Below are 20,013 nucleotides of genomic sequence, written 5' to 3'. Positions count from 1 at the left end.
CACATGGCCGAGGAGCGGGCCCTACGCGCTGACGCGCGCCGGAACCGAGACGCCATCGTCGCGGCCGCGCGATCGGTGTTCGAGCACGACGAACAGATCCGGTTCGACGACTTCGCGGAGCGGGCTGGCGTCGGGGTCGGGACGCTCTACCGCCACTTCCCCACACGGGAGGCACTGGCCGCCGCGGTCTACCAGGACGAGGTGGCGGCGCTGTGCGAGCGTGCCCGGGACGCATCGCGGCCGGCCGGCGAACGGCTCGCCGGGTTCCTCCGCGCGTTCGTGGACCACGTGATCGAGCACGTCGCCCTCGCGCGCGCCTTCGCCGCCCTCGTCACCCCGGCGACGCAGGCCGAGGGTGGGAGCGAACTCGAGCGCACCGTCGCGGACCTGATGGCCCGCGCGGCCGCTGACGGCACCATCCGCGACGACGTGACCCCGGGCGCGGTGATGATCGCACTCCACGGCATCGGCTCCGCGATCGACCGCCCCGACTGGGCGATGGAGGCCCGCTCCGTCGCGGAACTCGTCATCCGCGGACTGGAGGCCCGCTGACCGAGCGGCGAGACGACGCGCCGGAGGGCCGGCGATCGGTCAGGAGCCGACGCGCCGCGCGCCCTTGCGGACCCGTCCGTCGTGCAATACGTTGTGACTCACAACAAACCCCCTCAGGAGCGCACCATGGCAACGAAGCCCACCCGCGACGACAAGTTCTCGTTCGGTCTCTGGACCGTCGGGTACAACGGCACCGACCCGTTCGGCGGTCCGACCCGTCCCCCGCTCGACGTCGTCGAGGCCGTCGAGAAGCTCGACGAGCTCGGCGCCTACGGCCTGACGTTCCACGACGACGACCTGTTCGCCTTCGGCTCGACCGACGCCGAGCGCCAGAAGCAGATCGACCGCCTCAAGGGCGCGCTCGAGTCCACCGGCCTCGTCGTGCCGATGGTCACGACGAACCTCTTCAGCGCCCCGGTGTTCAAGGACGGCGGGTTCACCTCGAACGACCGGCAGGTCCGCCGGTTCGCCCTCCGCAAGGTCCTCCGCAACATCGACCTCGCCGCCGAGCTCGGTGCGACGACGTTCGTCATGTGGGGTGGTCGCGAGGGCGCCGAGTACGACACCGCCAAGGACGTCCAGGCGGCGCTCGAGCGCTACCGCGAGGCCGTCAACCTCCTCGCCGACTACGTCACCGACAAGGGCTACGGCATCCGGTTCGCGATCGAGCCGAAGCCGAACGAGCCCCGCGGCGACATCCTCCTGCCCACCCTCGGGCACGCGATCGCGTTCACCGAGACCCTCGAGCGCCCGGAGCTGTTCGGGATCAACCCCGAGGTCGGGCACGAGCAGATGGCCGGCCTCAACTTCACCGCGGGCATCGCGCAGGCGCTCTACCAGGGCAAGCTCTTCCACATCGACCTCAACGGCCAGCGCGGCATCAAGTACGACCAGGACCTCGTGTTCGGGCACGGCGACCTGCAGAACGCGTTCTCGCTCGTCGACCTCCTCGAGCACGGCGCACCGCAGGGTGGCCCGGCGTACGACGGCCCGCGCCACTTCGACTACAAGCCGAGCCGCACCGAGGACTTCGACGGTGTCTGGGACTCCGCCGCCGCGAACATGCGCATGTACCTGCTCCTCAAGGAGCGCGCGCAGGCGTTCCGCGCGGACCCCGAGGTGCAGGCGGCGCTCGAGGCGTCGAAGGTCGCCGAGCTCCGCACCCCGACGCTCAACGAGGGCGAGTCGTACGACGACTTCCTCGCCGACCGCTCGGCCTTCGAGGACTTCGACGCCGACGCGTACTTCGGCGGCAAGGGCTTCGGCTTCGTCAAGCTGCAGCAGCTCACCCTCGAGCACCTCATGGGCGCGCGTGGCTGAGTCGCTCGCCAGCACGACCGACCCCGGTGACGAGGACCTCCTCGTCGCCGGGGTCGACTCGTCCACGCAGTCCTGCAAGGTCGTCATCCGGGAGGCCCGCAGCGGCCGGGTGGTCCGCTCCGGTCGTGCGAGCCACCCGGACGGCACCGAGGTCGACCCCGCCGCGTGGTGGGACGCCCTCGGCGCGGCGATCACCGACGCCGGCGGCCTCGATGACGTCGCCGCGATCGCCGTCGGCGGGCAGCAGCACGGCATGGTCGTGCTCGACGCCGACGGCCGGGTGATCCGCCCCGCGCTCCTGTGGAACGACACCCGCAGCGCCGGTGCCGCGGCCGACCTCGTCGACGAGCTCGGCCCGGAGCAGTGGGTCGAGCGCACCGGCCTCGTCCCGGTCGCCTCGTTCACGGCGACCAAGCTCCGGTGGCTCCGCGACACCGAACCCGACAACACCGCCCGGGTGGCCGCGGTCGCGCTCCCCCACGACTGGCTGTCCTGGCGCCTCCGCGGCTACGGCCCGGCGGACGAGAGCCCGCTCGGACCGGACCTCGACGCACTCGCGACCGACGCGTCGGACGCGAGCGGCACCGCCTACTGGGACCCGGCCCGCCGCGCCTACGACGCCGACCTGTTCGAGCGGGCGCTCGGGCGGGTGCTCCGGGAGGCCCGGCCCGGCACCGCGACGGACGGCGGCGACGCGGTGGTCGTCCCCCGCGTCGTCGAGCCGTCCGCCGCCATGGGCACGCTCGACCGGGAGGTCGCACTCCCCGGTGGCGCCGTCGCGCACGCCGGTCTCGTGGTCGGCCCGGGCACCGGGGACAACGCCGGTGCCGCACTCGGCCTCGGCCTCGGGCCGGGCGACGTCGCCGTGTCCCTCGGCACGTCCGGCACCGTGTTCGGCGTCACCACGGCCTCCCTGGCGGACCCGAGCGGGACCGTGGCGGGATTCGCCGACGCGACGGGGGCGCGCCTCCCGATCGTCACGACGCTCAACGCGGCGCGCGTGCTCGAGGTGATCGGCGGGCTCCTCGGCGCGGACCACGGCGAACTCGGCGCGCTCGCGCTCGAGGCCCCGGCCGGCGCCGGCGGACTCGTGCTCGTGCCGTACTTCGTCGGTGAGCGCACCCCGAACCGGCCCGACGCCACCGCCTCGCTGCTCGGCATGACCCCGTTGACGACCACGCGCCCGTACCTGGCACGTGCCGCCGTCGAGGGCATGCTGTGCGCGCTCGCCGACGGTCTCGCTGCCGTCGAGGGCACGGGGACCCGCGTGGAGCGCCTGTTCCTCATCGGCGGAGCGGCGCAGAACCCCGCCGTGCGGACCATCGCCGCGCAGGTCTTCGGGCGCGACGTGCTCATCCCCGACCCCGGCGAGTACGTCGCCGCGGGCGCCGCGCGGCAGGCCGCGTGGGTGCTCGGCGGTGCGCTGCCCGACTGGCCGCTCGCGGCGGACACGATCCCGGCCGATCCGCGGCCGGAGGTGCTCGCCGCGTACCGCAGGAGCCTGTAGATGCCGTTCACGGACCTCCCGCTCGCCGAACTGCGCGCGTACCGGCCGGTGGTGCGCGAGCCGGACGACTTCGACGCGTTCTGGCGGACGACGATCTCGGAAGCGCGGCAGGCCGCGACGACGGCGGGCGTCGGACCCGTCCTGACGCCGGCCAGCACGCCGATCACCGAGCTCGTCGTCGAGGACCTGGTGTTCCCCGGCTTCGCGGCCGAGCCGGTCCGGGCGTGGGTCACCCGTCCACGCCGGCCGCGGGACGAGCGGCTCCCGGTCGTCGTCGAGTACCTCGGCTACAACGGTGGCCGCGGGTTGCCGGGCGAGCGCGTGCAGTGGGCCCTCGCCGGGTACGTCCACGTCGTCATGGACACGCGCGGACAGGGCAGCGGCTGGGGCAACGGCGGTGACACGCCGGACCCGCACGCGTCGAACGGGCAGGTCGCGGGGTGGATGACGAACGGGATCCTCGATCCGCACGAGCACTTCTACCGGCGCGTCCACACGGATGCCCTGCGGCTCGTCGACGCGGTGCGGACGCTCGCGTTCGTCGATCCGGCGCGGGTGGCGGTCACCGGCGGGAGCCAGGGCGGCGGCATCGCGATCGCCGCCGCGGCCCTCGCCGAGTCGCACGGGGACGGCGTCGTCGCGGTCATGCCCGACGTCGCGTTCCTGGCCGACTGGGAGCACGGCGCCGAGGTGGCGGTGAGGGACCCGTACCAGGAGCTCGTGCGCTACCTCGCCGTGCACCGCGACCACGCCGAGGCGGTGTGGACGACGGCGAGCTACCTCGACGGCGTCAACTTCGCCAAGCGGATCACGGCACCGGCGCTGTTCTCCGTGGCGCTCATGGACGAGATCGTGCCGCCCCGCACCACGTTCGCGGCGTTCAACGCGCTCGCGTCGGAGGACGCCGTGATCGAGGTCTACCCGTACAACGGGCACGAGGGCGGCGGCGGGCACCACTGGCCGAAGCAGGCGAGGTTCCTGGCGGCGCACCTCTAGCCCGCTTCGTCCCCCGCCTCCCCCTCCCCCGCCTCTCCCTCATCCGCGAGATCGCACTTGTTGCCGTTCTGGCGCTGTCCAGAGCGGCAACAAGTGCGATCTCGCGGAGGACCGGAGGAGCCCGGCAGGGTGGGAGGACGATACTGCTGACGTGCCCTCGACGGCGAGGGCGACGGCGGAAGGACGACGATGACCGACACCAGCACCGACCTCGAGGACATCAGCCTCGGGGGCCCCGACCGGATCCCCGTTCCCGAGGGCGCCTCGCCCGAGATCGCGGAGGCCGTGCGCGCGCTCTACACCGACGGCACGATCGGCAAGAAGGGCGCCTTCTCCCGCGAGTGGGCGACCGACATGGCCGAGGACGTGTACGTCGCGTTCCACCAGGCCCTCGCGCGGAAGGGCGGCACGATGGGCCGCGGTCCGCGCCGCTACTACGTCGAGATCCACCCCGAGCAGCTCCGCGGCTGGGTCGACATCGTCGACCACCCGTGGGTGCGCGCGCTCAGCGAGGCGGTCCTCGGGCCGGAGTACCAGATTGTCGAGCTCGGCTTCGACATCCCGTTCCCGGGCGCGAAGAACCAGCCGTGGCACCGCGACTTCCGGATGCCCGAGGCGACGCGTGAGGACCGGCGGCTGACGTCCCTCGCCTTCAACCTCACGGCGGTGGACACGGTCGACGAGATGGGCCCGTTCGAGATCGCCCTCGGCACGCAGTGGGACCTCTCACCCGAGTTCGACCACGAGATGTTCCCCCCGGCGTCCTTCGCGCCGCGCTACGCCGAGCGTGCCGTCCGCAAGTACCCGAACATGGGTGACATCGCGGCCCGGTCCGCGCTCACGATCCACCGGGGCACGCAGAACTTCTCGTCGCAGCCGCGTCCGGTGCTCGTGCTCGGCATCGACGCACCCGGTGCGGGGAACGCCGAGCACCACGACATGGCCGTCACGCATGCGTTCCACGAGTCGCTCCCCCAGCGGGTCCGCGACCACCTCGTCTGCCCGGTGGTCGACGAGCTCACGCCCATCGTGCAGAAGCACGACATCGAGGGCCTCATGATGGGCGGCGCCTGACCCCCAGGCCCACCCCCCCCCCCCCCCCCCCCCCACCGAGATCGCAGAAGATGCCGCTCCCCATGGCTTGGAAGCGGCATCTTCTGCGATCTCGCGGAACCGGGGCGGAGGCCCGGCGCCCGCCCGGCGGGCACCGCGCGTCAGACGCCCGACATGACCCGCCAGGCGACGAGCCGCTCGTCCGCCGTCGTGACCTCGTGCACCGGCCCCGCGATCGTGAGCGTCGCGCGCGGCGTCGCGGAGCCCGGGAGGTCCTGCGCCACGGCCTGCTTCTCGTTCACGATGACGCCGCCCGTGGTCTCCTCGGTGTCGACGGGGGCCGCCGACGCCGCCGCGTGATCGCCGACCCAGACCTCGACGTCGCCCGGCTCCACGACCCGGACCATGCGGCGGTCACTGAAGGCGAACCGCGTCGTCGGCACGTCGAAGGCGACGCGGACGGACTCCCCCGCCTCGAGGTCGACCCGCGCGTAGCCGAGCAGCTGCACCACCGGACGGGTCACGGAACCCTGGACGTCGTGGCCGTACAGCTGCACCACGTGGCCACTCGCGGTCGCACCGGTGTTCGTCACGGTCACGGCGGCCGTGAACGTGTCCCCGGCGCCGACGGTCCGGTCGACGACGAGGTCCGAGTACGCGACCGTCGTGTACCCGAGCCCGAACCCGAAGGGCCGGAGCGGCGTCGAGTCCGTCGCGGTGACGTCCGACGGCCCGCCGAGCACCGGGTGCAGGTACGAGTACGGCTGCGCCCCCGCGGACCGGGGCAGCGACACGGGCAGACGCCCGGACGGTGCGACCCGACCGGTGATCACGTCGGCGATCGCGAGCCCGCCGCCCTCACCGGGGAAGAACGCCTGCAGCACCGCGCCCGGCTTCGGGCCCGTGCCGTCGAGCGCCCAGCCGATCGCGTACGGCCGACCGGTGAGCAGGACCACGACGACCGGCGTGCCGGTGGCGAGCACGGCCTCCACGAGCTGCCGCTGCACGCCGGGCAGTTCGAGCGACTCGGAGTCGTTGCCCTCGCCCACGGTGCCCCGGCCGAACAGTCCGGCCTGGTCGCCGACGACGACGACCGCGAGCTCGGCGGCGGCCGCCGCGTCGACGGCCTCCGCGAAGCCAGTCGTGTCGTCGCCCTCGACCGCGCAGCCGACGGCGTGCACGATCTCGGTGGCCTCGAGGCCCGCCGCGGCGAACGCGCCGGGCAGTGCCTCGAGCACCGTCGGGATCGTGAACCCGAGTGGCAGGTCGGGGTGACCGGCGAGCACGTGGTTCGCGAACGAGTAGCACCCCTGCAGGGCCTCGGCCCGATCCGCGTTCGGACCGATCACGGCGACCCGGGCGGGTGCCGGACGACCGGCGCCGGAGTCGACCCCGGACCTCCCGATCGGCAGCACGCCGTCGTTGTGGAGGAGCACGATCGACTCCTCGGCGAGCCGCCGGGCGAGCGCCTGGTGGCGCGGCGAGTCCAGGTCGATCGCCGTCGGCGGCTCGTCCTCGTACGCGTCGTCGTCGAGCAGGCCGAGCGACTCCTTCTGCGCGAGCACGCGGAGCACCGCACGGTCGACGTACGCCTCGTCGAACTCGCCCGAGCGGACGCGGTCGACGAGCGGCTGCAGGTAGGCGTCACCGGTCGGCAGCTCGACGTCGATGCCGGCCTCGAGTGCGAGCGCGGCCGCCTCACCCCGGTCGGCCGCGACGCCGTGCATGACCTCGAGGAACGCGACGGCGAAGTAGTCCGCCACGACGACGCCGTCGAACCCGAGGCGCTCCCGGAGCACCCCGGTCAGGTAGTCGCCGTTCGCGGCCATGGGCACGCCGTCGATCTCGGCGTAGGAGTTCATGACGGATCGGACGCCACCGTCGAGGACCGCCATCTCGAACGGGGGCAGGAACACGTCGGCGACCTCGCGCGGCCCGGCGTGCACGGGGGCGTGGTTCCGCCCGGCGCGCGATGCGGAGTAGCCGAGGAAGTGCTTGAGCGTGGCGTGCACGCCGGCGTCCTGCAGCCCCCGCACGTACGCGGTACCGACGGTCCCGACCAGGTACGGGTCCTCACCGATGCACTCGTCGACGCGGCCCCAGCGGGGGTCGCGGACGACGTCGAGCACGGGCGCGAGCCCCTGGTGCACGCCGAGTTCGCGCATGGAGTCCCCGATGGCGCGACCGACCTGTTCGACGAGCTCCGGGTCGAACGCGGCGCCCCAGGCGAGTGGCGTGGGGAACGTCGCGGCGCGCCATGCGGCGAGCCCGGTCAGGCACTCCTCGTGCACGAGCGCGGGGATCCCGAGCCGGGTCTCGCGCTTGAGGCGGCGCTGCTCGCCCCAGAGCCACGCGGCGCGTTCCTCGGCGTCGACCGGTCGCGTGCCGTAGACGCGGGTGAAGTGGCCGATGCCGTCGCGGGTGACCTCCGCCAGCGGGGCCGAGCCGTCCTGCCCCGCGGCCATCTCGCCCTGCATCGGTGCGACGACGCCGTTCTGGTCGAGCCAGTAGCCGACGATCTGCGCCGCCTTCTCCTCGAGGGTCATCCGCGCGTGCAGGGCGCGGACCCGGTCGGACACGGTGGGCATGGCGGGCGGCGTCGCCGCGGCGACGACGGCGTGGTCGTCGACGTCGGTGGTGGTGGTGGTGGGGATCGCGGTGGTCACGCGTTCCTCGCTTTCGTCGGAGTGGGGCGACCGGTGGTCGGGATGGTGCGCGACGCACGCCGGGAGGCGCTCATCCCTTCACCGCGCCGGTCAGGCCGCCGACGATGCGGCGCTGGAAGATCGTGAAGAACACGAGCGCCGGGATCATCGACATCGTCGTGAACGCGAGCACCTTCGCGGTGTCCACGGAGTACTGGGACGAGAACGCCTGCACACCGAGCGGCAGCGTGTACTGCCCCTCGTTGTTGAGGATGAACAGCGGCAGGATGTAGCTGTTCCAGCTCGCGATGAACGCGAGGATCCCGGTGGTGACGACACCCGGCAGCGACAACGGCACGATCATCCGGAAGAAGAACCCGAGCCGGCTCGCACCGTCGATCGACGCGGCTTCCTCGAGTTCGTCGGGGATCGCCCGGAGGAACGGCACGAGGATGATCACGGTCGTCGGCAGCGCGAACGCGATCTGCGGCAGGATCACCCCGGCCAGGTTGTTCGTCAGGCCGAGGTCCTTGACGAGCAGGTAGAGCGGTGTGATCGCGACCGTGATCGGGAACATCAGCCCCGCGGCGAAGAGCGCGTACAGCGCCCCGCGTCCGGCGAAATGGTAGCGCGCGAGCACGAAGCTCACCATGAGTCCGAGGACCACGACGCCGACCGTGGTGGCGATCGCCGTGATCGCGGAGTTGCCGAGTTCCTGCCAGAACACCCCGCTCGAGAGCACGCTCGCGTAGTTCCCGAGCTGCAGTGGGTCCGGCAGGCCCGCGGGGCTCGTCGTGATCTGCGCGTTCGTCCGGAAGCCGCCCAGGACGATGTAGAGGACCGGGGCGAGGTTCGCCGCGATGAAGACGATCGCGACGACGTAGGTGATCGGGTTGACGTGGGTGTTCGCCGCGCCCGACCGACGCCGACGGGTGCTGCCGGGGCCGGGGATGCCGGACCGGACGCCGCGGGACCGGCCCGAGCGGGCCTCCCGGCCGTCGATGGTGGTGGTCGCCATCAGCCGTTCCTCTCGGTGAGTGCGCCCGCCGTGTCGCGGCGCAGGACGAAGCGCTGGTAGAGGAGCGCGACGATGAGGGAGATCAGGAAGATCACCACGGCGACCGCGTTCCCGTAGCCGTAGTTGCCGGAGTTGCGGCCGTTCCCGACCATGTACGTCGCCATCGTCGAGGTCCCGGCGGTCGAGGCGATGTACTGACCCCAGATGATGTAGACGAGGTCGAACAGCTGGAGCGACCCGATGATCGACAGGAACGCCCAGATGCGGATGGTCGGTCCGAGCAGCGGCAGGGTGATCCGTCGCTGGATCTGCCAGTAGCCGGCACCGTCGATGGCGGCGGCCTCGAACAGTTCCTCGGGGATGCTCTGCAGCCCGGCGAGGAACAGGATCACGGCGAACCCGATGTACTTCCACGAGATGATGAGGAGCAGGGTCCAGATCGCGATCGACGGGTTCGACAGCCAGTCCGCGCGCAGGCCGCCGAGGCCGATGGCCTGCAGGAGGTCGTTCACCGCCCCGTTCGACTGGAGCATGAGGCTCCAGCCGGTGCCGACGATGACCTCGGAGATCACGTACGGCACGAACACGAGCACCCGGACGAGCGTCCGACCGCGGATCTTCTGGTTGAGGAGCAGCGCCAGGAAGATCGCCAGCGGACCCTGGAGGACCAGGGACAGCACCACGATGAACGCGTTGTGGAGCAGGACGGACTGGAACGCGCTGTCGGTGAAGATGACGACGTAGTTGTGCAGTCCGACGAAGTCGGTCGGGGTGCCGTAGCCCGCCCAGCGGAAGAACCCGTAGTAGGCGGCGAGCACGACCGGGAGGATCACGAACCCGACGAAGACGACGACCGCCGGTCCGGCGAGCACGGCGATCTCGGCGCGCTTGCGCCAGTCGGCCGGAGCCCGGGTACCGCGCCGGCCGGCGGGGCGGGAGGCACGTGGTGCGCCCCGCCCCGCCTCCGGTGCACCCGGGGGGCGCTGCGGATCGGTGACCCGACCCGCAGCGATGGAGGTGTTCGCGGACACGGGATCAGCCCTTGGCCGCGGCCTGGCTGGTCGTCTTGACGATGTCCGCCGGGCTGCCCTTGCCGGCGAGCAGGTCGACGACGCTCGTGTTCAGCGCGTTGCCGACGTTCTGGCCGTAGAGGGTGTCGAGGTACTGCGAGACGTACGGCGCCTTCTGGTACGCGGCGAGGACGTCCTTGAGGTACGGCTCGGTGACGACGGACTGCGCGTTCTCGTTCACCGGGATGGTGTCGAACGCCTTGTAGTACGCCTCCTGCCTCGACTTCGTCACGATGTAGTTGAGGAACTGGGTGCAGGGCACCTTCGGCGCCTTGGCGGAGCACGAGTAGCCGTCGAGGCCACCCATCATCGCGCCGGCCTTGCCCGAGCCGCCGGAGATCGACGGGAACGGGAAGAACCCGAGGTCGGGCAGCGGCTTGGCGTTCGGGGTGAGCGAGGAGATCACGCCCGGGTCCCAGGAGCCCATGAGCTCCATGGCCGCCTTGTGGTTCGCGACGAGACCGGCGGAGCTGCCGGCGCCCTGCTGCGCCGCCGTGGTGAGGAATCCGTTGTTGAACGGCTTCGTGTCGTTGAACGCCTTGACGTCCTGGCCGGCCTTCGTCCAGCAGCTGCTGTCGAACTTCAGGTTGGACGCGGTCTTGTTCAGCGTGGCCTGGCTGCACTCCCGGAGCGCGAAGTTGTAGTACCAGTGCGCGGCGGGCCAGGCGTCCTTGGCACCGACGGCGACCGGTGCGACGCCCGACTTCTTGAGCTTGGCGATGTCCGCGTTCAGTTCGGTCATGGTCTTCGGGGTGCTCGTGATCCCGGCGGCCTTGAACAGGTCCTGGCTGTACCAGATGCCCTCGGGCAGGACGTCGATCGGCATGGCGTAGGTCTTGCCGCCCTGCTCGTAGCCGGCGAACGTGCCCTTGTTGATCGCGGCCTTCGAGGCCTTGTCGATCGAGCCGGAGATGTCCATGACCTGGCCGGCGTCGACCATGGCCTTCATCTTGCCGCCGCCCCGCTGCAGGAAGATGTCGGGGGCGTCGCCGGAGTTGAGGGCGGTCTGGAGCTTGCCGTCGAGGTCCTCGTTCTGGATCGCCTGGACCTTGATGGTGACGTTCGGGTGGGCGGCCTCGAAGTCCTTGACGGTGTCCGCCCAGAACGCCTTGCCCGGGCCGGTGGTCGAGTTGTGCCAGAAGGTCATGGTGACCTTGCCGTTCCCCGACGCGTTGTCCGAACCGCCGCTCGAACAGCCCGTGGCGAGCAGTGCGGTGCCCGCGGCCAGCGCGATGGCCGTCGCGAGCTTGATCTTCCTCGTCATTGTGGAAACCCCTCGGTAGTCGTCGTTGACATGCGGCTTCGAGTGCCGCAGACGAGAGCGTGGCAGGCGTGGCTGGCGTTGTCAATCGATATCGATAACGATTTCGGCGGGCGCGGCGACGACTCGTCTCGCACGATCCGGGCGGTACGGTGAGCACGTGGAGACCGTCGCAGAGTCCGCTCCCCCGCCCGGGCGCGCCACCATCAGCGACGTCGCGCGCGCGGCCGGGGTGTCCGTGCCGACGGTCTCGAAGGTCATCAACGGGCGCGACGGGGTGGCACCCGCGACGTCGAAGCGCGTGCTCGAGGTGATCGAGTCCCTCGGCTACGAGAGCTCCCTCGTCGCCCGGAGCCTCCGTCGGAGCCGCACCGACGTGATCGGCATCCTCGTCACCGAGTTCGAGCCGTTCTCCACCGAGCTGCTCAAGGGCATCTCGTCCGCGGCGACCGGCACGGGGTACGAGCTCCTCGCGTACGCCGGACTCGTGTCGGGCGAGACCCGGCCGGGCTGGGAGCGCCGGTCGCTGTCGCGGCTCGCCGGGACCCTCATCGACGGCGCGATCGTCGTCACGCCCACGACGCTCATGTCGTCGACGTCGGTGCCGGTCGTGTCGATCGACCCGCACACCGGTCCCGAGGGCCACGCGGCGATCGACTCCGACAACGTCGGCGGTGCGCGGGCAGCGACCGAGCACCTCATCGGCCTCGGACACCGCCGCATCGCGCACATCCGCGGCCGCGAGGACCTGGCGTCCGCCGAGCTCCGCGAGACCGGCTACCGGGAGTCCCTCGCCGCGGCCGGCATCCCGTTCGACCCGGAGCTCGTGCGCGTCGGCGGGTACCAGACCGCACTCTCCGCCGAGGTCGCCCGTGCGCTCCTCACCCGTCCGGACCGTCCCACCGCGGTGTTCGCGGCGAACGACATCTCGGCGCTCGGGGTGCTCGAGGTCGCGCACGAGCTCGGTCTCCGCGTGCCCGAGGACCTGTCGGTCGTCGGCTTCGACGACGTCCCCCTCGCCGCGAACGCCACCCCGCCGCTCACGACGGTCGCGCAGCCACTGCACGACCTCGGCGCCGAGGCCGTGCACATGCTCCTCAACCTGCTCCGCGGACAGGACGTCCCGCAGCACGTCCAGCTCCCGGCGACGCTCGTGGTCCGCGCGAGCACCGGACCGGCCCCCACGCGCTGAGGCGGGCGGGAGGTCAGTCCCGCCCGGCCGCGCAGGTCACCGTGGCGGCGCTCTGCCCCGACACGGACCCGGGGAGCTGCGCTGTCGTGGCCGGCGCGCTCGGGGTGGACGCGCCCGACGAGGGCGCCGTTGCCGGCTTGGACGGGCCTCCCGCAGCGTGCGACGGCGGAGCGGTCGGGGCGGCCGCCTTCGGCGGGTTCGGGTCGACCACGGCCGAGCGACCGAGGCTGCCGGCCGAGAGTGCGATCGGGTCGTCATGACGGAGCGCGGCGTTCAGGATCCCCGCCGGGTCCGTCGCGACGTCGACCCGGTTCGGGTCCTCGGGGTCGTCGACCACGGGGTACTGCACGAACACCATGTTCGACAGACCGACCGTCGTGACGGCCAGCGCGAGGCGCGCGAGGGTCCGGGGATCCGTCAGGGTGTCCGAGAGCGTCATGCTGCGGAACGCGGTGTCGGCCAGGCGGAGCACCTTCGCGGGGTTCGTCAGCGTCCCGGCCGAGACGACCTGGCGCGCGAGGGCGGACATGAACGTCTGCTGGTTGCTGATGCGCGCGAGGTCACTGCCGTCGCCGACGCCGTCCCGCGACCGGAGGAACGCGGCGGCCTGGGCGCCCGACAGCGAGCGGGTACCCGCGGGCAGGTCGATCGCCGGGGAGACGTTGTGGTCGTGGATCGGCGTGGCGAGGCAGACCTGGACCCCGCCGACCGCGTCCGCCATCCGCACGACGCCGTCGAACGTGACCATGCCGGCGTAGGAGATCGGAACGCCGGTCAGCTGGCTGATGGTCCCCGCGACGCAGGCGAGGCCGTGGCGCTCCCCACCGCGCGAGAGCGCCGTGTTGAGCATCGCCCTCGAGGAGGCCGGTGTGACCGAGCCGTCGTCGTTCGTGCACGCCGGGATGGGCACCATGAGGTCGCGGGGGAAGCTGACGACGGCCATGTGCGTGTGGTCCTGCGAGATGTGGACCAGGATCGTCGTGTCGTTGTGCCCGACCCCGGAACTCGCGGCCTGGTTCGCCGCGCCGGTGAACCCCGCGCCCTGCCCGGTCCGGGTGTCGGTGGCGACGAGCAGCATGTCGACCTCACCCGACTGCGCGGTGAGCGTCGGGACGGCCTCGTGCCTCACGCCCGGCAACGCCAGCGTCACCGCGGGCTTGGCGCCCTGCAGGACCTGCCAGGTCGCGATCGCCGCGACGGAACCGGAACTCACGACCGCGACCGCGACGACGGCGGCGAGGATCCGGAGGACGGCGGCGACCCGGCTCGAGCGGCGGAGCCGTCCGTGCCGTGCGATGCCGCCGCTCACTGCCGCATGTTCGCGCGCCATTCGTCCCCCTTGGAGTTCGGTGCCGTCCCAGGATCATCGCGGAAGCGGGTGCGAACAGCGTGCTGGCCGCGCCGAGACCCTGAATCGGCACTCAGGTTCGCTGCGACCGGCCCCACCGCCGCGCGCGGAAACCGGCGCGGCCGGACGGAGCGGCGCGCGGGAACCGGCGCGACCGGACGCCGTCGCACGCCGTCCGTGTTATGTTCTCGCCCACAACAAACCTGACGACGACGTCCGGAAGGCGCCCGACATGCACGAGACCCTCCCCCCGCCCGGCCCGGCCGCACGGCTCGGCGAGGCAGTCCTCGCCGTCGTCGACGCCGCCGGCACCCCGCAGCCCGCCGTCCCGATCACCGTCGAGCAGACCCGCCACGCCTTCGTGTTCGGCAACATCGGCTTCGACTTCATCGGCCTGGCGAACGGCGAGCCCGACGACGTCGGGACCGAGGCGCTGGCGCAGCGGTACGCCGAGGTGTTCAACACGGCGACCCTCCCCTTCTACTGGGGACGGTTCGAACCGGAGCGGGGCGCGCCCGACACCACGCGCCTCCGGGCCGCGGCGCGGTGGTTCCGCGACCGTGGGATCGCGCTCAAGGGCCATCCGCTCGTCTGGCACACCGTGCAGCCGGACTGGCTGCTCGGCCTGCCGCTCGACGAGGTGGAGCGACTGCAGCGTGCGCGCATCCGGCGTGAGGTCGCCGACTTCGCCGGGCTCGTGGACACCTGGGACGCGATCAACGAGGTCGTCATCATGCCCGTGTTCGACAACGGCGACAACGCCATCACACCCCTCGCCCGCGCCCGGGGCCGCGTGCCGATGATCCGGATGGCGTTCGAGGAGGCCCGTGCGACGAACCCGGAGGCCCGGCTCCTGCTCAACGACTTCGACCTGTCGAGCGACTACGAACACCTCGTCGAGGAGGTCCTCGACGCGGGGATCACGCTCGACGCCCTCGGTCTGCAGACGCACATGCACCAGGGCTACTGGGGCGAGGACACGATGCTCGCGACGGTCGACCGGTTCGCGCGGTTCGGCCTCCCGATCCACATGACCGAGTCCTCGCTCGTGTCCGGCGAACTCATGCCCGCGGAGATCGAGGACCTCAACGACCACCAGGTGCCGTCATGGCCGTCGACGCCCGAGGGCGAGGCGCGGCAGGCCGACGAGATCGACCGGCACTACCGGAGCCTCGTGGGGCACGAGGCCGTCGAGGCCATCACGTACTGGGGCATCACCGACGCGGGCGCGTGGCTCGGCGCGCCGATCGGACTCGTCCGGGCGGACGGCTCCCCCAAGCCCTCCTACGACGCGCTGCGCCGCCTCGTCCGCGACGCGTGGTGGCTCGGACCGACCGAACTCGTCACCGACGGACGCGGCGAGGTCCGTGTGAGCGGCTTCCGCGGCGACTACGCGGCACGGCTCGCCGGCACGACGACGCCCTTCACGCTCGGACCGGACGCGCAGCGGATCGCTCTGACCGTCCCGGCTGCCTGACCGCACCGACCGGCGGCCGGGAGGCACGGCACCGGCCCGTCCTGTCCCTCCCGACCGTTCCCCTGGGTTGCGGAACCACCCGAACGGGCGCGGACAGACGACGAGGGCGCGGTCGTCGGACCGCGCCCTCGTCGTCCGGGCGCGCATCTGCGCGCCCGGCACGCGCGTCAGCCGCGCAGCTCGAGGTACTTCGCGATGAGCGCCTTCGTCGAGGCGTCCTGCGACGCGAGCGCCTCGGTGTCGCCGTCGACCGCGGGAGCGATCTGCAGCGCGAGCTGCTTGCCGAGCTCGACACCCCACTGGTCGAACGAGTCGATGCCCCAGATCGTGCCCTCGGTGAACACGATGTGCTCGTACAGCGCGATGAGCTGGCCGACGACGCTCGGCGTGAGTGCCGGTGCGAGGATCGACGCGGTCGGTCGGTTGCCCGGGAACTCGCGGGCCGGCACGACGGACTCCTTCGTGCCCTCGGCGCGGACCTCGTCCGCCGTCTTGCCGAACGCGAGCGCCTTGGTCTGCGCGAAGAAGTTCGCCATGAACAGCGCGTGGACGTCCTGTCCGGGCTGCACGGCGCCACCGTCACCGGTCTCGTCCTGCAGCGGGTGCGCCGGGTTCGCGACGGCGATGAAGTCCGCCGGGATCAGCCGGGTGCCCTGGTGGATGAGCTGGTAGAAGGCGTGCTGGCCGTTCGTGCCCGGCTCGCCCCAGAAGACCTCGCCGGTGTCGGTCGTGACCGGGGAGCCGTCCCAGCGGACCCGCTTGCCGTTCGACTCCATCGTGAGCTGCTGCAGGTAGGCGGCGAAACGGTGCAGGTACTGCGTGTACGGCAGGACCGCGTGGCTCTGGGCACCGAGGAAGTTCGAGTACCAGACGTTGAGCAGGCCCATGAGCACGGGGACGTTCTGCTCGAGCGGCGCGGTGCGCATGTGCTCGTCGACCGCGTGGAACCCGGCGAGGAAGTCGCGCCAGTTGTCCGGCCCGATCGCGATGACGACCGACGTGCCGATGGCCGAGTCGACCGAGTAGCGGCCGCCCACCCAGTCCCAGAACCCGAACGCATTCTCCGGGTCGATGCCGAACGCGGCGACCTTGTCGAGCGCGGTCGAGACGGCGACGAAGTGCTTGGCGACGGCGTCCTTGCGGGACTCGTCGGTGTCCTCGATCGCACCGGCGGCACCGAGCCGCTCCCACAGCCACTGGCGGGCCAGTCGGGCGTTCGTCAGGGTCTCGAGCGTGCCGAAGGTCTTCGACGCGACGATGAACAGCGTCGTCTCCGGGTCGAGGTCCGCGGTCTTCTCGTAGATGTCGGCGGGGTCGATGTTCGAGACGAAGCGGGCCTCGAGCCCCTGCTGCACGTATGGCTTGAGCGCCTCGTGAACCATGACGGGGCCGAGGTCCGACCCGCCGATGCCGATGTTGACGACGGTCTCGATGCGCTTGCCGGTGACGCCCTTCCACGCCCCTGACCGCACCTGCTCGGCGAACCCGTACACCTTGTCGAGCGTGGCCTGCACGTCGGCGTCGACGTCCTGCCCGTCGACCTCGAAGCCCGCTGGCGGGACCAGGTCGGAACCGGCGGCCGGACGACGCAGCGCGGTGTGGAGCACGGCGCGGTCCTCGGTGACGTTGATGTGCTCGCCGCGGATCATCGCCTGGTAGCGGCCGGGGACGTCGACGTCCTGCGCGAGCTGCAGCAGGTGGCCGAGGATCTCCTCGGTCACGAGGCCCTTCGACAGGTCGACGGTGAGGTCGGCGGCCTGGAAGGTGTACCGGTCGGCCCGGTCCGGGTCGGCGTCGAACCACCCACGCAGGTCCGGCGTGAAGCCGTCGGCGATGCCGGCCAGGGCGCGCCAGGCCTCGGTCGAGGTGGGATCGACGGGAGCGGATTCGGTCAAGGGGTCCTCCTGAACAGGGAACGGTGCACGGCTCGCGGATCACGCGGCGCTGCGCGGCGGGCCGGGTCCAAATCTATTCCCCTGCCGCTCCCCCCGGCGGCAGGTGGGGACGACCGGGCGACAGGGGACGCCGGGGAGGGACGGGGCGGTCCGGCACCGTCCCTCCCGTCCGTCGCGGCTCGCCCCGCGGGGCGACGACGCGCTCGGTCAGCGTCCGATCGGGTCAGCGCACGATCGGGTCAGCGCACGATCGGGTCAGCGCCCGTCCGGTGAGCGCCCGTCCGGTCAGCGCCGGTCTGGTCAGCGCCCGATGGGGGCCATGTCCGGGTAGCGGTCGCCGGTGGGTGCCGGCAGTGCGGAGAGCCGCGCGACCTGCTCGCCGCTCAGCGTGAGGTCCGCCGCGCCGAGGTTCTCCTCGAGCCGCGAGACACGCTTCGTGCCCGGGATGGGCACGAGGTCCTCGCCCTGCGCCAACAGCCACGCGAGCGCGACCTGCGCGGGTGTGCCGCCGACCTCGTCCGCGACCGTGCGCACCTCGTCGACGATGCGCATGTTCGCCGCGAACGCCTCCTCCTGGAACCGGGGGTTCGCCAGGCGGAAGTCGCTCGAGTCGAGGTCGGACGGCTTCGTGATCGCGCCGGTCAGGAACCCCCGGCCCAGCGGCGAGTACGGCACGAGCCCGATGCCGAGCTCCCGCAGGGTGTCGAGCACCTCGCCCTCGGGGTCCCGCGTCCACAGCGAGTACTCGCTCTGGAGCGCGGTGATGGGGTGGACGGCGTGCGCCCGGCGGATGGTGGCGGCGCTCGCCTCGGACATGCCGATGTGACGGATCTTGCCCTCCTGCACGAAGCCGGCGAGCTGCCCGATGACGTCCTCGATCGGGACCTCCGGGTCGACGCGGTGTTGGTAGTAGAGGTCGACGTGGTCCGTGCCGAGCCGGCGCAGCGACCCCTCGAGTGCGATGCGGACCGACCGGGGGTCCGAGGTGATGTGCCGCTCCGTGCTCGGGGTCGTCTCGCCCTCGACGTGACGGATCAGGCCGAACTTCGTCGCGATGACGACGTCGTCGCGACGGTCGCCGAGCGCGCGGGCGAGGAGTTCCTCGTTCGTGTACGGCCCGTACGCCTCCGCCGTGTCGAAGAACGAGACGCCGAGGTCGATCGCCCGGTGGATCGTGCGGACCGACTCCGCGTCGTCCGTGCCGGCGCCCGTGTAGAAGGCGCTCATGCCCATCGTGCCGAGGCCGATCGCACCGACCTGCAGGTCGCCGAGTGTGCGGGTTTCCATGCTGTCTCCTGTCTGCCCGGCCGAGGACCAGCCGGTGCACGACCTCCATGGTGCTCGCCGCTGCTCGGGGGTGCGTGGACACCGCGGAGCGCGCGTCAGGCGTGCATGCGCGCACCCTTCGTGATCTTGTCCACCGCGTTCCGGGGCCCGCGCACGGCGATGCCGACCAGATCGAGGTCGTCGGCCGCCACGGCGGCGACGGCTGCGCGGTTGGCGGCGTCGTGCCCCGTCGCGAACAGGTCGCGCGTGTACAGGGCGAGCGGGACGCCGCGGGTGAGCGCCCGGGTCCGCGCGGCGGCGAGGACCTCGGGGCCGGCCGACATCACCATCACCGGCTGCCGGAGCATCGGGAGGTACCGGTTGCCGTCCGCGTCCGCGTAGGGCTCCCCGACGAGGTCCGGCTCACTCGTGGCGATGCCGCTCGTCAGGAACGCGGTGACGTTGAGCTCCTGCCAGGGCAGCAGGTCGTCGTGGAGCACCACGACGACCTTCGTGTCGAAGCGGACGGGTTCGGTGGTGGTGTCGTCGAGCGGTGCCATGTCCCCACGATCGCGCCGGGCACACCCGGTCGTCTTGTACGTTCCTTGCATGGTCGAGTCCGTGCGCGCGTGGCGGCCCGCCGTGCCCCTGGTGCGCGAGGTGCTGCACGCGGAGCACCTCGAGCACGCGTACCCGGCGCACACGCACGACAGCTGGACCCTCCTGACGGTCGACGACGGTGCCGTCGTCTACGAACTCGACGGCCGACGGCACCACGTGAAGCCCGGGACGCTCACGGTCCTGCCGCCGGGCGTCCCGCACACCGGGCGCACCGCCACCGGCGGCGAGCGCTACCGCAAGCGGGTGCTGTACCTCGAACCGGAGTGGCTGCCGGCGGGGACGATCGGCGGCGCGGTCCACCACCCGGCGTTCACGGACGGGACGCTCGCGGCGGGCGTGGCCAGCATCCACGCCGCGCTCGCGCAGGCCGCGCCGACGACGGCCGCCCTGGCCGTCGAGTTCGGCGTCCTGCGCCTCGGCGCCCGGCTCCGCGACGCGTTCGGCGCGGACGCCACGGACCGCGACGACCCGGTCCTCGCCCGACGCTTCCGCGCGATGCTCGACGAGCACCTGACCGAGCAGCTCACCATCGCCGACGCGGCCGCCGCGCTGCACGTCCACCCGGCACACCTCGCCCGCGTGTTCTCGGCGGCGTTCCGGATCGCACCGCACCAGTACGTGTCGGCGCGGCGGGTCGACCTGGCGCGCCGACTCCTGCTCGCGGGGCGTCGCCCGGTCGACGCCGCCGCCGAGGCCGGGTTCGCGGACCAACCCCACATGACGCGGCAGTTCCGTCGCGTGCTCGGGACGACGCCGGGGACGTTCGCCGCGGCGTAGAGCGCTCCGGGACGC

16 protein-coding genes are annotated in these 20,013 nt (G+C 72.1%); 8 read left to right on the top strand and 8 right to left on the bottom strand.

Annotated features, from left to right (window positions below):
• Positions 1-3 precede the first annotated feature (3 nt).
• The 5 genes from DEI94_RS05075 (at position 4) to DEI94_RS05055 (ending at position 5,449) form a co-directional block, all read left to right on the top strand.
• Positions 4-552, top strand: a complete 549-nt coding sequence (locus DEI94_RS05075; protein ID WP_111027373.1) for a TetR/AcrR family transcriptional regulator — start codon at positions 4-6, stop codon at positions 550-552.
• A 126-nt stretch (positions 553-678) separates the two neighbouring features.
• The gene (gene xylA / locus DEI94_RS05070; protein WP_111011453.1) at positions 679-1,872 is read left to right on the top strand and encodes a xylose isomerase; all 1,194 of its coding nucleotides are present in this window, start codon (positions 679-681) and stop codon (positions 1,870-1,872) included.
• The gene (gene xylB / locus DEI94_RS05065) at positions 1,865-3,379 is read left to right on the top strand and encodes a xylulokinase (protein ID WP_111011452.1); all 1,515 of its coding nucleotides are present in this window, start codon (positions 1,865-1,867) and stop codon (positions 3,377-3,379) included. Before xylA ends, xylB begins: the two co-directional genes overlap by 8 nt.
• Complete coding sequence (locus tag DEI94_RS05060; protein WP_111027372.1) at positions 3,380-4,375, top strand: acetylxylan esterase; 996 nt, start codon at positions 3,380-3,382, stop codon at positions 4,373-4,375.
• Positions 4,376-4,564: 189 nt separating this feature from the next.
• Entirely contained in the window at positions 4,565-5,449 is an 885-nt protein-coding gene (locus DEI94_RS05055) for a phytanoyl-CoA dioxygenase family protein (protein ID WP_111012785.1), read from the top strand.
• 140 nt (positions 5,450-5,589) lie between these two features.
• Here DEI94_RS05055 and DEI94_RS05050 read toward each other — a convergent pair whose 3' ends face one another.
• The 4 genes from DEI94_RS05050 to DEI94_RS05035 all read right to left on the bottom strand — a co-directional run bounded on the left by DEI94_RS05050 (position 5,590) and on the right by DEI94_RS05035 (position 11,425).
• Positions 5,590-8,016 carry a beta-xylosidase/alpha-l-arabinosidase gene (locus DEI94_RS05050; protein ID WP_111027431.1) on the bottom strand — a complete coding sequence of 809 codons (2,427 nt, stop codon included), beginning with the start codon at positions 8,014-8,016 and terminating at the stop codon, positions 5,590-5,592.
• Between the two features lie 148 nt (positions 8,017-8,164).
• On the bottom strand, positions 8,165-9,091 hold the full coding sequence (locus DEI94_RS05045; protein ID WP_258378064.1) for a carbohydrate ABC transporter permease: 927 nt from the start codon (positions 9,089-9,091) through the stop codon (positions 8,165-8,167).
• Positions 9,091-10,104 carry a carbohydrate ABC transporter permease gene (locus DEI94_RS05040; RefSeq protein ID WP_111027433.1) on the bottom strand — a complete coding sequence of 338 codons (1,014 nt, stop codon included), beginning with the start codon at positions 10,102-10,104 and terminating at the stop codon, positions 9,091-9,093. Before DEI94_RS05040 ends, DEI94_RS05045 begins: the two co-directional genes overlap by 1 nt.
• Positions 10,105-10,126: 22 nt before the next feature.
• Positions 10,127-11,425, bottom strand: coding sequence for an ABC transporter substrate-binding protein (locus tag DEI94_RS05035; RefSeq protein ID WP_111011332.1), 1,299 nt, complete (start codon positions 11,423-11,425; stop codon positions 10,127-10,129).
• Between the two features lie 157 nt (positions 11,426-11,582).
• Here DEI94_RS05035 and DEI94_RS05030 point away from each other — a divergent pair, with 157 nt between their 5' ends.
• Complete coding sequence (locus DEI94_RS05030) at positions 11,583-12,614, top strand: LacI family DNA-binding transcriptional regulator (RefSeq protein ID WP_258368749.1); 1,032 nt, start codon at positions 11,583-11,585, stop codon at positions 12,612-12,614.
• Positions 12,615-12,627: 13 nt separating this feature from the next.
• Here the strand turns inward: DEI94_RS05030 and DEI94_RS05025 are convergent, their stop codons facing one another.
• Positions 12,628-13,944: an LCP family protein gene (locus DEI94_RS05025; protein WP_111027403.1), complete on the bottom strand. Its 1,317-nt coding sequence runs from the start codon at positions 13,942-13,944 to the stop codon at positions 12,628-12,630.
• A 250-nt stretch (positions 13,945-14,194) separates the two neighbouring features.
• Between DEI94_RS05025 and DEI94_RS05020 the strand changes: the two genes are divergently transcribed.
• The gene (locus tag DEI94_RS05020) at positions 14,195-15,439 is read left to right on the top strand and encodes an endo-1,4-beta-xylanase (protein ID WP_111027404.1); all 1,245 of its coding nucleotides are present in this window, start codon (positions 14,195-14,197) and stop codon (positions 15,437-15,439) included.
• Between the two features lie 167 nt (positions 15,440-15,606).
• On the opposite strand, the gene pgi is transcribed toward DEI94_RS05020, so the two are convergent.
• From pgi to DEI94_RS05005, 3 genes are all read right to left on the bottom strand, one after another.
• Entirely contained in the window at positions 15,607-17,334 is a 1,728-nt protein-coding gene (pgi, locus tag DEI94_RS05015) for a glucose-6-phosphate isomerase (RefSeq protein ID WP_111027405.1), read from the bottom strand.
• A gap of 300 nt (positions 17,335-17,634) precedes the next feature.
• On the bottom strand, positions 17,635-18,621 hold the full coding sequence (locus DEI94_RS05010; protein WP_111011336.1) for an aldo/keto reductase: 987 nt from the start codon (positions 18,619-18,621) through the stop codon (positions 17,635-17,637).
• A 95-nt stretch (positions 18,622-18,716) separates the two neighbouring features.
• A complete protein-coding gene (locus tag DEI94_RS05005) occupies positions 18,717-19,160 on the bottom strand; it encodes a DUF2000 family protein (protein ID WP_220035694.1) in 444 nt (147 codons plus the stop codon).
• 49 nt (positions 19,161-19,209) lie between these two features.
• Here DEI94_RS05005 and DEI94_RS05000 point away from each other — a divergent pair, with 49 nt between their 5' ends.
• Complete coding sequence (locus tag DEI94_RS05000; protein WP_111027406.1) at positions 19,210-19,998, top strand: helix-turn-helix transcriptional regulator; 789 nt, start codon at positions 19,210-19,212, stop codon at positions 19,996-19,998.
• Positions 19,999-20,013 lie beyond the last annotated feature (15 nt).

Origin of the sequence: Curtobacterium sp. MCBD17_040 (assembly GCF_003234805.2) — a bacterium.
Classification (GTDB): Bacteria; Actinomycetota; Actinomycetes; order Actinomycetales; family Microbacteriaceae; genus Curtobacterium.
The sequence above is the reverse complement of the archived record's forward strand: the minus strand, read 5'-3'. Positions and strand labels throughout refer to the sequence as shown.

Excerpts from the sequence above, each read along its gene's own strand:
- DEI94_RS05075 (WP_111027373.1), top strand. The coding sequence starts at position 4 with ATGGCCGAGGAGCGGGCCCTACGCGCTGACGCGCGCCGGAACCGAGAC.
- xylA (WP_111011453.1), top strand. The coding sequence starts at position 679 with ATGGCAACGAAGCCCACCCGCGACGACAAGTTCTCGTTCGGTCTCTGG.
- DEI94_RS05060 (WP_111027372.1), top strand. The coding sequence starts at position 3,380 with ATGCCGTTCACGGACCTCCCGCTCGCCGAACTGCGCGCGTACCGGCCG.
- DEI94_RS05055 (WP_111012785.1), top strand. The coding sequence starts at position 4,565 with ATGACCGACACCAGCACCGACCTCGAGGACATCAGCCTCGGGGGCCCC.
- DEI94_RS05050 (WP_111027431.1), bottom strand. The coding sequence starts at position 8,016 with ATGCCCACCGTGTCCGACCGGGTCCGCGCCCTGCACGCGCGGATGACC.
- DEI94_RS05045 (WP_258378064.1), bottom strand. The coding sequence starts at position 9,091 with ATGGCGACCACCACCATCGACGGCCGGGAGGCCCGCTCGGGCCGGTCC.
- DEI94_RS05035 (WP_111011332.1), bottom strand. The coding sequence starts at position 11,425 with ATGACGAGGAAGATCAAGCTCGCGACGGCCATCGCGCTGGCCGCGGGC.
- DEI94_RS05025 (WP_111027403.1), bottom strand. The coding sequence starts at position 13,944 with ATGGCGCGCGAACATGCGGCAGTGAGCGGCGGCATCGCACGGCACGGA.
- DEI94_RS05020 (WP_111027404.1), top strand. The coding sequence starts at position 14,195 with ATGCACGAGACCCTCCCCCCGCCCGGCCCGGCCGCACGGCTCGGCGAG.
- DEI94_RS05010 (WP_111011336.1), bottom strand. The coding sequence starts at position 18,621 with ATGGAAACCCGCACACTCGGCGACCTGCAGGTCGGTGCGATCGGCCTC.
- DEI94_RS05005 (WP_220035694.1), bottom strand. The coding sequence starts at position 19,160 with ATGGCACCGCTCGACGACACCACCACCGAACCCGTCCGCTTCGACACG.
- DEI94_RS05000 (WP_111027406.1), top strand. The coding sequence starts at position 19,210 with ATGGTCGAGTCCGTGCGCGCGTGGCGGCCCGCCGTGCCCCTGGTGCGC.